At 71.3% G+C, this 13,567-nt stretch carries 5 protein-coding genes; 2 read left to right on the forward strand and 3 right to left on the reverse strand.

The window, feature by feature from the left end; genetic code table 11:
- Positions 1-9: 9 nt before the first annotated feature.
- From EDD30_RS13105 to EDD30_RS13115, 3 genes are read right to left on the reverse strand one after another with little or no spacing between them, the layout of a single operon-like run.
- Complete coding sequence (locus EDD30_RS13105) at positions 10-10,578, reverse strand: WXG100-like domain-containing protein (RefSeq protein WP_148088133.1); 10,569 nt, start codon at positions 10,576-10,578, stop codon at positions 10-12.
- A 44-nt stretch (positions 10,579-10,622) separates the two neighbouring features.
- On the reverse strand, positions 10,623-11,519 hold the full coding sequence (locus EDD30_RS13110; RefSeq protein ID WP_071807471.1) for a hypothetical protein: 897 nt from the start codon (positions 11,517-11,519) through the stop codon (positions 10,623-10,625).
- A 10-nt stretch (positions 11,520-11,529) separates the two neighbouring features.
- On the reverse strand, positions 11,530-11,940 hold the full coding sequence (locus EDD30_RS13115) for a YbaB/EbfC family nucleoid-associated protein (RefSeq protein ID WP_084556767.1): 411 nt from the start codon (positions 11,938-11,940) through the stop codon (positions 11,530-11,532).
- A gap of 214 nt (positions 11,941-12,154) precedes the next feature.
- Between EDD30_RS13115 and EDD30_RS13120 the strand changes: the two genes are divergently transcribed.
- Complete coding sequence (locus tag EDD30_RS13120) at positions 12,155-12,613, forward strand: hypothetical protein (protein WP_071807472.1); 459 nt, start codon at positions 12,155-12,157, stop codon at positions 12,611-12,613.
- Positions 12,614-12,624: 11 nt separating this feature from the next.
- Positions 12,625-13,497, forward strand: coding sequence for a peptidoglycan-binding protein (locus tag EDD30_RS13125; protein ID WP_244945232.1), 873 nt, complete (start codon positions 12,625-12,627; stop codon positions 13,495-13,497).
- Positions 13,498-13,567 lie beyond the last annotated feature (70 nt).

Consider the following 13,567-nt stretch of genomic DNA (forward strand, 5'->3'; position numbering starts at 1 on the left):
TCCGTCCTCTCACTCGTCCACCCGGCCCGGATACGGGACGCCGATGACTGTGCCGTTGCGGTCACGGAACTCCGTGTGCCGGTCGTCCGGGTCCCATTCGGACCCCGGTTCATCGGTACGGGCGGAGCACGTGCGCAGCCTCCCGTTGCCGAGCACGCCGACCGCGCTCTCCCACTCCTGCCTGCGGAAGATGGCCTCGTGGGTGAATGCGTGCCCGTCCGCCTCGTGGCCGAGGTGCCGCATCGTCGCGAAGAAGTCCGCCCCGAGGGAACCCGGCTCGTCCGACGCCCCGAAGGCGCACGCGGTGACCAGCATCGGCGATCGCATGCCGGCCCAGGATTCCTGGATCACCCGGGCCTGGTACACGAGCTGGGCGAACTGTTCGCCGTCGACCGTGACGGTCTGGTCGCCGACACGGATGTCGACGCCTTCCGCGTCGCCGTGGGCCATGCCGTACGTCAGGGGCTCGGTGTTCGCGCGGTCGGTCCAGATCAGCGGCTGCTTGGACTCGACCTCGATGCCCAGCGCGGGGCGGTCGCCGAGGAACTCGTCCGAGCCCGGGCTGTCCGGCGGTACGGACAGCCGGTCCGGAATGCCCGACTGTCCGGCCAGGTCGGCGATGGTGTCGAGGTGCCGCCGGTGGAGCTGCGGTGCGGCGGCCGGGTCGGTGGTGGCCATGATCGAGGCGTCGTCGTGTACGTTCGCCGAGCCGCTGTCGCGGTGGAAGACGCGCTTCACGAGGTTGCCGTCGTGGTCGCGCAGCGCGGTGTCGCCGTACTCGTCGTACAGGCCGAGGAAATGGCCGATCTCGTGGGCGTACTTCAGGTCGCCGGCTGCCGTGGACCACTCGGTCTGGGACATGTCGCGCTGGTCTCCGTACACGTCGACGGGGTGACCGGCCTCGTCGTCGAAGTCGACGTGGACGTGGAACTGGTCGCCGTCGGGGCCGATGCGGTAGCCCGCGTTGAAGGTGGCCTCGACGGCCGCGCGGATCCGTTCCTTGAGGGCGCGCAGGTCGCGCTCGGCCTCCGGGTCCTGCGGTTTCAGGTTCAGCTCGACGGTGAAGTCCTGCACCTTCCGCGGGCCGCCGGGTCCCGGCACGGTGAGGGTGCGGTGCTCGTACCCGATGATCCCGCGCACGTGGCCGAGCCGGGGGCGCGGCCGCGCGGCGGCGGCATCGGACACGGTCGTGGCCGGCTGGATCTTTGTCGCGGGCAGCGGATCGGTTCCGGCGAGACGGTGGGACTCGGCGACCATCGGGGGCAGGCCGTGGTCCTTCACCGGTAGTTCGACCGCGTCGTACACGGTGGCGGTGACGGTCCGCGGCGGCGTCGCCCCCCGGGCGGCGGCGATCTCCCGCGTGTCGGCGGGCGCGTCCGTCCGGGGCGGCGCCTCGCCGCCGGCCGGGGAACCGGTTCCGGCCGGGCTCGACGAGGCACTCCCGGGCACCGCGGCATCCGAGGCCGGCGCGGGCCGCGTACCCAGTTCGGCCTGGTCCGGCGCGGCGGGCCGGCGCACGCTCGCGGTGGTACGACGCTGGAGCTTCTCCGCCGACGGCCGATTCGGTTCCTGCAAGGGGTCGTAGGCGGCCGGCCGCCGGCCGCGCGAGGTACTCCGGACCGGGACCTGGCGGGCGGCATCACCCGGCGCGGCGTCCAGCCGGTCGCGGACGACTCGGGCGACGGCCTGCGCACGGGCCAGGCCCGCATCGGTTTCGGCCGGCCCGCCGGCGAGCGGCACGGCCGGGCCGTTGCCGCCACCCTCGACCACGACGCTGAGCTGCGGTAGTCCGTTGCGGGAACGCCACTCGGCCTCACGAGCGACAGCGGTCGTGAAGGTGCCCAGGCCGAGCGGTTCCCCGGTGATCTCGCGGGAGCCCTCCTCGAAGTCGACGGCGAACGGCCGGGTGCCGCCGGTGTGACCGCCGACCACCACGGTGGTCAGGGGATTCACGAAGTAGGGCGACTCCTGGTTGGCGGCGAAGTGGGAGCTCGGCACGTCCTCGCCCCAGATGCGGAACTGCCACAGGTCGCTCTCCTTGCCGTATTCCGGCGAGCGGCCGAGCAGCGCTTCGCGGACAGGCCTGGCATGCTCCGCGAAGGCAGCGGGATCGTCGAGGTACCGAGCCAGCCCGGGCAGGCTGTCGGCGAGTTCGTCGGAGCCGTCGACGCCGGTGGGTACGCCATCGTTGACGTAGTGCTCGGCATTGAGCCGCAGGGCCTCGTCCACGGCGGCAACGTCGATACCCCGCCGTTCGTTCTCCAGGGTGACGTGCACGGTGCCGTCGCTGCTTTCCGCCACGACGGCGGCGAAGTGGTAGCCGTACGCCCCAGCGAGCCGGACCGGTCTACCTTCCTGAGAGTGGTCGACGGCGAAACCCGTGTCCTCATCGGAGCCGCGGTCACTGATGGACTGGGTCAGGTACGCCTCTCCGACCTGGGATCGGGCGTACTGGTTCACGCCGATCGCGCGCGCCGCGTCGTTCATCGCCGGGTTGCTGTGCACGGTCAGGCCGTACTCGCGGCCTGGACGTGGCGCCCCGCCCCGGCGTCCCTCGGGCCGGGCGTCCTGCCCGATGGCGTCCCGGGCCGACGACGTGCTGACCTCCTCCGGGCGGCCGGTGCGGGCGGCCGTGGTCAGATGCTCGGCCAGATGGTGGGTGCCGGTGATCTCCATGCCGTCGCCCGAGTTGATCGGCGCCACCTGGGCCGTGCCCGGGACCGCCCGGCCATCCGGGCGCAGGACCACATGGGACGGCTTGCCGCCCAGCACGCCCGCGGCGAAGTCGCGGCAGACGTCGGTCTGCGGCGGGTTCGCCGGCTGGACCATGACCAACTCGGGACCGTCGCCCACCCGTACCGTGTTCTCCGGGACGGTCTTCAGCGTCACCTTGCCGGAACGGCGGAGGATCTCGTTGAGCTGCTCCACCCGTGCGGCGGTGGTGTAGAACTCGTTGCGCTGTCCGTCGGCCGTGGCGTTCATCGCCACCGTCCGGTCCTCGGAGACGTGCAACGGCGGGTGCTTGTCGACCACCAGCGGCCGCTGCACCACGTAACGCGGGAACGGCGACCCGGCCCCGCGGTCGTGCACGTCCGCGTCCATCAACCGGCGCGAGAACGGCGGCGTGTCACCGTGGGTCAGATGGTAGTCGGTGACGATGTCGCCGGGCGGGACGAACGCCGGGATCTGCGACGGCTGCCCGGGTGCCGAGGTGGCCGGCACCGGCAGGTCGGGCACCGGCGGCATGTCGGAACGGTTGCCGCTCACCCACTGGTCGAGCTCCCGCGGGGAGAGCACCTTCGCCTCGGTGTCCTTCGGGTCGCTGAGCACGAACGCCAGCTCTCCCCCGACCCGGACCGCGCCGACCGCGACCGCGTGGCCACCGAACCGGCCGGCGATACCCACCGGCTGCGGGCCGGCGCGGTGCAACCGGCCCCAGAAGTCGCCGCCCAGCGGTGCGCTCAGCCGTCCCGGCCGGAATCCGGACGGCGCCGCCTCCTGATCCAGCAGTCGCGCCGCGGACCGCCGGTAGGTGTCGCCGTCGACGCCCTGCTTGCGTCGCGCCGGACGGTCGGCGGCCAGCGGGAGGGAGAGCGCGGCGCTGAGCAGCCAATGGTTGTCGAAGAGCTTTTTGCTCAGCACCGGAACGGACAGCTTCCCGTCCGGGCCGGGTCCTCCGGCCGGACCGGCGACCGCCACCAGGTCCACGACGCCGCCGAGCTTCTGCATCGACCGGCCCCACTCGTCGCTGAGCTTGGCCCACGCGGACGGATCGGTCTCCCCGTCGCCGAGCAGGGTGTGCGCCCGGCGCTCCAGGCCGTCGAAGGACTCCCGCGCTTGCGCCAGGCGCTCGTCGACGAGGCCGCCCAGGGTCCGCCCGGGGAACCGCTGGTCGCGCTGCGTCAGCAGGTCGGGATACCGACGACCGACCGCCTCGGCGGCTGCCTCGATCTGGGTGGCGAGGTCACGGCCCAGCAGCACCTGCCCGGCGATCGTCGGCGCCACGGACCGCAGGAGCGTATTGGTCACCGCGGGATCGCAGGTGTTGAGGAAGCGCTGCTCGTCGGGTCCCACGGCACCGGTCAGGGCCGCGTCGAGCGCGGCCGGCGACCGCATCATCCGATCGAACAACGGGTCCCGGGTCAGGCTCGCGCGACCGTCCGGGGTCAGGTTCAGGGTCCAGAGCCGGGCCGTGCGCTGCGGCAGGGACTCGGCCGGGTCATAGCCGGTCCCCCGCAGCGGCGAGGCCGGATCCATCAGCGGGTCGTGGCCCTGCTCCACCTCGTGCGCGAGATGCACCATCACGGCGTCGAGCTGCTGCGGCGTCCACGGCGTGACCTCGTGGTGGGCCTGTGTCCGCGCCAGGGCGGTGGAGACCACGCCGTCGCGGACGAAGGCGCGTACCCGCGCCGCCACGTCCGGGGAGAACTGCGACAGTCCCCGGTCCACTCGCTGGACGGCGTCCCGGAGCACCGGTGACGCCAGGACTTCGGCGGAATGGTCGCTGAGGGCGGCGTCACGGTGGTGGTGCGCGAACTGCGCGGCGACCTCCGACGAGGCGGCGAGGTCGAAGCCCCAGTCGGCCAGGGTGGTGACCGCGTGGTCTGCCGAGACGCCGGGTGCGGCCGTCGGCGGCGCCGGGCGCGCGGGCATGTCCAGGTCGGCGGCGGTCACTGGGTCGTGGGCGGGCGGGGGAAGGTCACCGCGATCGGGCGACAGCGACGCCTCCGCCGTCCGTGCGATCTCCTCCAGGTGCCGCTGCATCATCCCGGGCGACGAGCTCGGATCCGTCGACGCCATCATCGACGAGGCACTGTGCACCTGAGGGGCGTGCGCATCCCGGTGGAACACCCGCTCGTCGACGTACTCGTCGCCCAGCCCCAGGAAGTGCGCGATCTCGTGGGCGAAGGCCAGGTCGTCGGCCGCCGCGGACCACTGCATCTGGGTCATCGTCGTCTCGCCGTGCAGATCGATGACCGCATGCGCCTCGGCCGGATCCCCGACGAACTCCAGGTTGACGTTGAGCTGCCCGTCAGCGAACTGGAAGCCCTGGTTGAACGCCTGCTCGGCGGCGGATCGGGCCCGCTGCTCCACGTCGGCCTGCTGCTCTCGCGTCGTGTCGCCACGTGGCCGCAGATGCACCTTCACCGTGAAGTCGTGCACTCCGCCGGATAGCTTCCGGTAGTCGTAGGCGATCCGCCCTTCCACCCCCGTGACCTGTGGCCGCGCAGCCTCGGGCGCCGGCAGGCCCATCGCCTCGTACGACTCGCGCACCCGGTCGGGCACTCCGGACGCCGCCTCGCCCGGCTTCACGTCGAACGCCGACGAGTCCGCCCGCCGGGGCACCACCGAATCCCGCAGCGCGTCGATCCGTTCCCGCGGCACCGGCGCATCGACCCGCTCCGGACGCCGGGGATCCCGCTCGACCTCGGCGACCGGCGCCCCGTCCGGCGCCGACCGCATCGGCGAGTACTCCGCCGGGCGGTAGGTCACCCGGTCACGGTCGTCGATCCAGCGGTCGAGGTACAGCGTCCCCGGGGCGCCCGGCACGAAATGCTGCATCTTGGAGTACGGACCGTTCACCACGATCGACATGTTCAGTTCCGCGGCGATCGCCTCGGTCAGCACGTCGTGCGCGGCCAGCCGCCGCACCATCTCGAGTCGCCAGTCGTCGTCCGAGAGCCCGTCCAGCTCGGCGCCGGCGTTCGGGTGCAGCACCCGCGGCGCGGAGACAGCGGCGTCGACGAAGTGCCCGTACTCGTAGTCGGCGATGAGCCGCCGGTCGGCCAGCTCGGAGACGAGCGTGTCGGATAGCGGCGTCCCGAGCACCCGGTCGCGGATGGTGTCCGCCGAGAATCCCTGCACCTGCGCGAGCGCGTCGTAGATCGAGTTCGGGCGGACCGATTGCTGCTGTCCGGGCTGCAGGGCGTACCGGTACTGCCAGTCGGCCCGGGCCGCCGCGAGGGTCGCCGCGGCGTTGGCGAAGTCCTGGCGGATGGTGTTCGCCGTGTTCGACAGGGCGAGCTGCCGGGCGGCGTACACCTTGTGCTCCGGCGGAATGCCCGCCGTGAGCTGCGGCGCCAGCGTGTTCATCGGGTGGTCGCCGAGATCCCGGCGCTGCGTCGAGGTGAGGTAGGACTCGAACGACTTGCGCGGCTTCAGCTTCTTGTCACCGCCGTGCTGCTTGACCATCGCCGCCGTGCGGCGGTACGGCTTGACCAACGGGTTCGGCGTCGAGCCCTGGGCCTGACTGAAGGGCCCCAAGTGCGTGCCTGTCTTGGCGTACTTGGCGTTGCTCGGGCCGGACTCCGTCCGATTGTCCTCGTCGTAGCCGAAGAACCGGTCGCCCAGCTTCTGGGTGGTGGTGTGCGTCTGCGGCAGAGGCTTGCCCCTGATGAAGTCGGCGGCCAGGCGGGACAGGTCCGTGGGCACCGCCCATCCCTCGTAGTCGAGCCGGAACGCCTCCTCCCGGGTCGGATGCCGGTTGTTCTGGGCCGCGCCGGCCGCCTCGTCGGGGTCCCCGTACGCCGCCTTCAGCTCGCGGGCGTACGCCCGGCCGAGGTGCTCGCTCAGCTTCGCGTACTCGCCACCGCCACCCTCCGAGAAGCGCACCTTCCGGTCGCCGCGCACGAGGACGCCGTCCACGAACAGGTTCGGTTCCGGGGCGTACGGCAGGAGCGAGTTCAGGTTCCGTTGCCGGTTCCGGGTCGCCATGTCGTCCGCGATCGCCTGCTCGAAGTCGCCGTAGAACGACACCCGGCCGTCGTGGGTGTCGAGCTGCCGTATCGCGCTCTTGGTCTTCGCCAGATCGTTGATCACGCTCGTCCGCGCGCCCTTGGCGCTCCGTAGCGTGCTGGTGGCCTGCTTGAGCGCCTCCTGCGCCGCCTTCAGATCCCTGCCGCGGACCCGGATTCCCGACCGGTCGAGCCGCTCGAGCTCCTCCAGCTCCTCCGCCGCGCGGTCGGCCCGGAGCTCGGCCTCGTCGACCTGGTTCTCGAGCTCCGGGATCTGCCTCTTGAGTTCGCTGCGCCCTTCCCTGAGCCGCCGCCGGGTGTCGGTGACCAGCTTGTGCCGGTCGCCGGGCCGGTACCCGCCGGTCATCATCAGCGGCCGGCTCAACCACCGGCGCGACGATTCCCCGCCGTAGGATCCGTCGCTCATCGCGTAGTCCGATCCCGCGTGGAACGCGTCGTCCACGTCCTCGGCGTACGCCGTCTCGTCCTGCACCCGGTCGAAGATGTGCTCTCCCGACACGGTCTTCCGCGGTTCCGTGTCGGCATCCTGGATCGACACGTACGGGTACAGGCCCCGCGCGGCGAACGCCTCGATCGCCTGCGTCGTCTCCACGCTGTTGAGTACCGCGTTGCGCGCCGCACCGAACGGGAAGCTCTTGGCGGTGCCCACCGCGTGTCCCACGATCGCGATCGGGTACGGCGACTGCTCGACGATCTCGGCGGCGGTGGCGACCGCATTGTTCAGCTCACGGCCGGCATTGCCGGTCCGGGTGTTGATGCCGACGACGAACGCGACCTGGCCGGGATGGCGCATTCCGGCGGTGATCGCGTCGATGACCGCACCCAGCTCGTGCACGTTCGACGCAGGCATGATCATGTTCACCACGAAGCCCATCGAGGCCCGCATGTCCTCGATCGTGACCCCCGGGTTCCGCGCCGCGTCGATGAGCTGGTCGCGGACCAACGGATACGACGCGGCATCGATGTGGATCCGGTTCGCCGCGAAGTCGGCGAACCTCTCGTTCACGAATGAGTCGCCCGCCTGCGGCGCCGCGCGGAAGCCCAGCGCGTCCCCGTGGTCGTCCTCCGTGGACACCGCCGCGGTGCCGACCGTCTCGATCATCTTGTCGACCTGACGGTCGGTGATGTCCGGATTCCGGGTCGGATCCGTCGTACCCATCAGCGAGTCCTCGTCGCCGGAGCCGTACAGCACCCGGCCGAACTCGCGGTCGTCCCGGTACTCGTCGGCCAGCCCCAGATAGTGGCCGATCTCGTGGGCGAGCTCCAGGCCCGAACCGGTCGTCGGCCACTGCGTCTGCGTGATCACGCCGGGACCGCTCGACAACCCGATCGTGGTGTGCGCCGCGGTGGAATCGCCGACGAACTCGACGGCGACGGCCACCCGCCCGCCGCCGTTGAAGACGCGGTCCACGGCAGCACGCACCCTCTGCTCCACGGCCTGCTGCTCCGCTCGCGCCACGTCGTCCTCAGGCTTCAGATGCACGCGTACGGTGAAAGCATGCTGCCCGTCGGCCCGGACGCCGTGGTCGTACGCGATCAGCCCGTCGATCCGTCCCACCTGAGGCCGCGCCTCGGTCGGCACCTCCAGCCCGGCGGCCCGATAGGAATCGGCGACCACCGGGGGCACACCGCGATCGGCGCCCGGTAGCTCCACCGCGTCATAGGTGGTAGCCCGGACCGTCTGCACCGGCGGAGGCGGCGCAGCATCGCGATCCGGGGTACCAGTCGCCGCGTCGTCGGACATGCTCGTCCCGGCATCCCGAACCGGCGTCTCGACCGCGGCCTGACCCGACTCGCCGGGCGCGGGATCGACCTCGGCGTGGTTCGCCCGTTGCTCCGGGCCTGAGTGGCCGTCCAGGCCGGACGGTCCCTCGACGGAGGCCGGCATGGTCTTCTCGGAGGGAGGGGTGCTCTGCTGAGTGCCCGTGTTCGGGTTCACCGGCTGCTGCGAGCCGGACGTCTGCCCACCACCCTGCTGCGAACCCGACTGCCCACCCGCCGGCGAGGACGTCTGTCCGCCGGGTTGAGCAATCGACTGGCCGCCCGAACCCAAACTCGGCTGCCCGCCAGGTTGCCCCGCCGGCTGCCCACCAAGCTGTCCCGCCGGCGAAGCCGATGTTGCTGGATTTCCCGCAGTAGCCGAATTCGCGCCGTCGCTCTCCCGCGCCGCCTCGGCCGCGGGACCCGTGCTGCGGCCTACCTCGGAGCTCGTGCTTTCCCCTCTGGCCGAATCCGCGCCGTTACCGAGTGCCGGACTCGTGCTGTTGCCAGTTGCCGAGCCGGTGGCGGACTGACCGGTCACGGGCTGACCCGCCACAGGCGACGTGCCACCCGACCTCGGCGTCCCCGCCTCGCCAGGCACCGCACCGGTATCGGTTCCACCCCTGCCGGGCGCAGAGCCGCTGTCCTGCCCTCCCCGGCCGGGCGCGGAACCGCTGTCCTGTTCTCTCCTGCCGGGCGTCGCGTCGGTGGGCGGCGCCTCGTCGGACGGGACCTGGCCGGAGCCCGGCCGGGAGATGCCGGACTGATCGGGCCGTATCGCACCGTCCGAGTCGGACCCACGCGGTGACGTATCCGCACCTGCCGGGGGCGCACCGGAGCCGAAGCCGGGCAGTCCCCCATGCTCCGTCGGTGGCGGGGCCGACTGGCTCCCCGAATCCGAGCCAGTGTCTCCCCCACCGGCGCCACCTTCACCGGCGTCACTTCCCGCGCCGCCACCTTCACCGGCGTCATCTCCCGCGGCGTCATCTCCGCCGAAGTCGATCTCGCCGTCGCCGCCGCCCGCCCCGTCATTCGGATTGGCGCCGCCGCCCAGGGCCGCGCTCAGGTCTTCGGCGACTTTCGTCAGGGCGCCGGATCCGAAGGCGGAGACGGCGGTCGCGCCGAGGTTGCCGAAGTCGCCGCCGAAGACGCCCATCGCGAGCGCCTCGGTGGGCAGCTCGCCGGCGGCCTCGATGGTGCCCTCGCCGGTGGCCGACTTGCTGAACTTCGGAGCGAGCCGGTCAGCGAGTTGCTTGAACGCGGCGACGTTGGCGCCGCCCGCCGCCCCGAAAGCCGCGCCGATGGCGAGATCCTTGGCGTCGACCTCGTGGGGGTTTCCTTCGGCCGCCTGCACGGCGTAGGCCGCCAGGCTCTCGAACGTTTCGTCGCCCGCCTCCTCGATCGCCTCTTCGCCGATCTCCTTGATCACATGCGGGAAGGAGGAGTCCTTCACCGGCGGAGGAACGCCGGTCGACCTCGAACCCGACGGCGGGCCATCCGGCGACCTGGAACCCGGTGGCGGTGGCCCCCCGTGTTTGGGCTTGGGCACCGGCGGGATGGGGACTCTCTGGCCCGCCGAGGCCGCCTGCCGGAGCTTGAGGCCACGGATCAGCGCCCGGACGATCGCGCCACCGGTGGCGATGTGGAACGGCACGAGGGCGGGGAAACCCGAGGCCAAGGCCAGGTAGATGTCCAGGACGGTGGTGAACATCGCGATCGTCACGGTGTACTTGGTGTGCTCCGTGTCCAGCGCGAAGTTCCGCGTACGCACCGCCAGGTCCCTGGCGAGGAACGCGCTCTGCGGGATGGAGCTCATGACGTTCTTGTTGGCCGCGTAGAAGGCCTCGGCGGTCTCGCCGTTGAGCGAGTCGAAGACGTTGCCGGCGAGCGCGTTGACGCCGGTGGCGGCCCTGAACAGGTCGTTGGCGAAGGTGTCCAGTTCGTCGCTGAGGGCACGCAGCTCGGGCTCGTTGGCCTTCGGCCACTCCTCGCCCGAGGTGTAGAGAATAGCCGTGTACGCCCACGCCCACTCGGGGTCGTCCGGGATGACCATGTCAGGCATGCCGGGCTCGCTTCACGGTCGTTTCGGGGAGTGCCTTCGCAGGGCTATCCACGCGGCTTTTCGCCGGGGCCGCACGGCCCCTCGGCGGGGACGGGCTTGGCCACGATCATCGGACGCGGGGGAACGCTGTTGTCGGGATTGATGTAGTGCGGGCCCCACTCGTCCGCGGGCCTCGTCGGGTCCACCACCGCTCCCGGCGCGGGACGGAAGATCGGGTTGTCCGCGTCGACGAAGTAGAACTGTCCCGGCTTCGCGTCCTGCTCGTACCGCGCGATCGGCCCGTACCGCGACTCCGAATACCCACCGGCCTCCGCGGGCGCCGCGCCGAGCACCCGCTCCCGCGGGATCTCATCGGACAGCGCCCGCCACACCCGCTCCCGGGGGATCTCATCGGACAGCGCCTGCCACACCCGCTCCTTCGGGTGGTCGATCGCCAACGCTTCCTTCCCCTGCACGACATCCGCCGCCTTCGTGCCCACCACCCAGCCCTCCGGGAGTGCCTGCCGCACAGCGGTCACTTCCGCAAGGTGTTCGCCCTGCTCATGCTCCGCTCCGGCGACCTGCTGGCGGCACACGCCCGGCGGGCCACCGGTGCGACCCTGCCGACCACCCACCGTCGGCATTCCGTTCGCCAGCTTTGTTGCGTTGTGAACGCCGTCCTCTTCCACGGTGTCGAAATGATCGGCGGTGACGCGCAGCCCGTCGGCGTTGATGTCCAGCGCCACCACGACGCCGTCGACGGAGCCGGAAAGGTACGCGATCACCGCCCGAAAGTTGGGCGTGAACCTCTCACCCAGATCATCGTTGCCGTACGCGTCGCCGTACGTTTTCTCGAAGTCGGCGACCCGCTGCTTGAGCTGAGCGAACTCGTCGGCCGCGTCCTGGTACGGCCTCGTCTGGTTCCTGAGCCCATCCGCGTCGACGTAGAAGTCTTCGGGCATGCGGGACCCCTCACCGTTCGAGCTGATCGCGGACGATGCCGGACATGCGTGGGCCGGCGGACGGCGCGTGGTCCTCGAAGCCGAGCCGGCCCGCCAACAGTTGCCGGGCGTCGATGCCCTGCGGCAGGACGGGGGCCATCAGTGTCGCCGCTTCCGCCACGGCCTTTTCCCGCGCGGCGACGATCGTCTGCAGGACGAGGTCGGACAGCTCTCGCGGCGGCAGGCGGCGATAGCCGGGTCCGGAGAACGAGATGTCCACGACGGCTCCGGTGTGCGTCACGGTCGCCGTGACCTCGCGCCGTGGCGAGGTGGCCGTTCCCGTGATCGCCTGCACCCGTTGATGCAGGTCCGCGAGGGTGTGCCGGCGCTGCTGGTAGTCGTCCAGCATCTGCTCGAGCTGCCGGTCGGTGTAGTCGGACAACGGGCTCACCTCCTGGCAAGGTCCCGTCAGTGAACAGGCGGCCGCAGCAAACCTTCAAGGCCGAAGCCGCCGGAAGGGACGGGAGCACATTGATACATGCCCTTGCGTCCATCGGTACGGGGAGGAATTGGTGGCCGCTTCGCCACCTGTTCCGCAGGCCCGGGTCCTGGTGTGGTGGTCGGAGTTCCTCCCCAGACAGAACGGATGCCCCACGATGCGAAAGACCCTCCGCACCCGGACCGCCGCCATGCTCGGCGCCGTCACGCTGGTCAGCAGCGGCCTGGTCGGGCTCTCGACCGCCCCTGCCCAGGCCATTCCCCGGACGAACAAGTGCGGCAGCGCATACGCGTTTCTGAAGTCATGGTCCATCGACTGGCGAACTCGCACCGGTGGGTACATCGACGTCTACTACAACCGGACCAACGGCTACAACTGCGTCATGTCGCGGGTGAACGACAGCGTCATCACCGGGTGGTCCAACGACATCGCCGTCGGCGTCCGCAAGAGCGGCGGCACCTGGCAGAGCGACGGCCAGGAACCGGGCCAGCACTTCACCAAGTACGCCGGGCCGCTCTACGTCCACGCGCCGAACGCCTGCATCGACATCTGGGGCAGCTTCGACACGTCCGGCGGCGGCGGCTACAGCGGCTACGACCGCGTCCACTGCAGTTGAGGGAAGCCATCATGAATGAGCGCGCACCCGGCACCGGCCGGTCGAGGCGATGGCTGCTGTCGCGCGGCGCCGCCGTCGGCGTCGTGGCGACCGTGGGCGGCATGCTGGTCACGGGCGAGGCCTCGGCACTTCCGGCGGTGGACATGGAGATGGTCCTCCTCGCCGCCCAGGTCGATCCGCCCAAGGACGGCACCGGCCCTACCGATGGCGCGGCCACCCACGTCCGGGAGGTGGAGCGGGCCTTGAACGTCAAGGGACTGCTCGCGGCGAGTGCGGTCGACGGGCACTACGGGACCTCCACCATCTCCGCGTACGCCGCCTGGCAGCGTTCCCTCGGCTTCTCGGGCATCGACGCCAACGGCCTCCCGGGCGCCACCTCGTTGGCCAAGCTCGGGGACGGCCGGTTCACGGTGACCCGGACGCTCGCCGCCGGCTCCTCCACCACGTACGGGGGAAAGAAGGTCAACGCCCGTACCCGCGACATGCTGGCCGCCGCCGACGCCCGGCTGACGTGGAACCTGGTACTCGACCAGGGCTCCTACAGCACGTCGGACCCGACCTCCGCCGGCACCCACGACGGCGGCGGCGCGGTCGACATCGCGGTGACGAACCTGACGACGACCCAACGCTGGGAGACGGTACGGGCGCTGCGAACGGTCGGCTTCGCCGCCTGGTGGCGCACCCCCTCCCAGGGATCCTGGCCGCACCACATCCACGCCGTCGCGGTCTCGGACCCCGACCTGTCTGCGCCGGCCGCCCGCCAGATCCACGACTACTACTTCGGTCGTAACGGGCTGGCCAACCACGCCGCTGACGACACCCCCTCGGCCTACCGCACGGCCTTCACCTGGTGGGAGAAGTACCGCCGCGCCACGTCCGCCTGACCGGGCGCCTGACCGGACAACGCCTGACCGGGCGCCGCCGCTGGGCGGACAACGCCGGCTGGACGGAGGC

The sequence above is a fragment of the Couchioplanes caeruleus genome (assembly GCF_003751945.1).
GTDB classification, from domain to species: domain Bacteria; phylum Actinomycetota; class Actinomycetes; order Mycobacteriales; family Micromonosporaceae; genus Actinoplanes; species Actinoplanes caeruleus.

What these genes read in the sequence shown, in the direction of transcription:
- EDD30_RS13105 (WP_148088133.1), bottom strand. Translation starts at nt 10,578, where the DNA reads ATGCCTGACATGGTCATCCCGGACGACCCCGAGTGGGCGTGGGCGTAC.
- EDD30_RS13110 (WP_071807471.1), bottom strand. Translation starts at nt 11,519, where the DNA reads ATGCCCGAAGACTTCTACGTCGACGCGGATGGGCTCAGGAACCAGACG.
- EDD30_RS13120 (WP_071807472.1), top strand. Translation starts at nt 12,155, where the DNA reads ATGCGAAAGACCCTCCGCACCCGGACCGCCGCCATGCTCGGCGCCGTC.
- EDD30_RS13125 (WP_244945232.1), top strand. Translation starts at nt 12,625, where the DNA reads ATGAATGAGCGCGCACCCGGCACCGGCCGGTCGAGGCGATGGCTGCTG.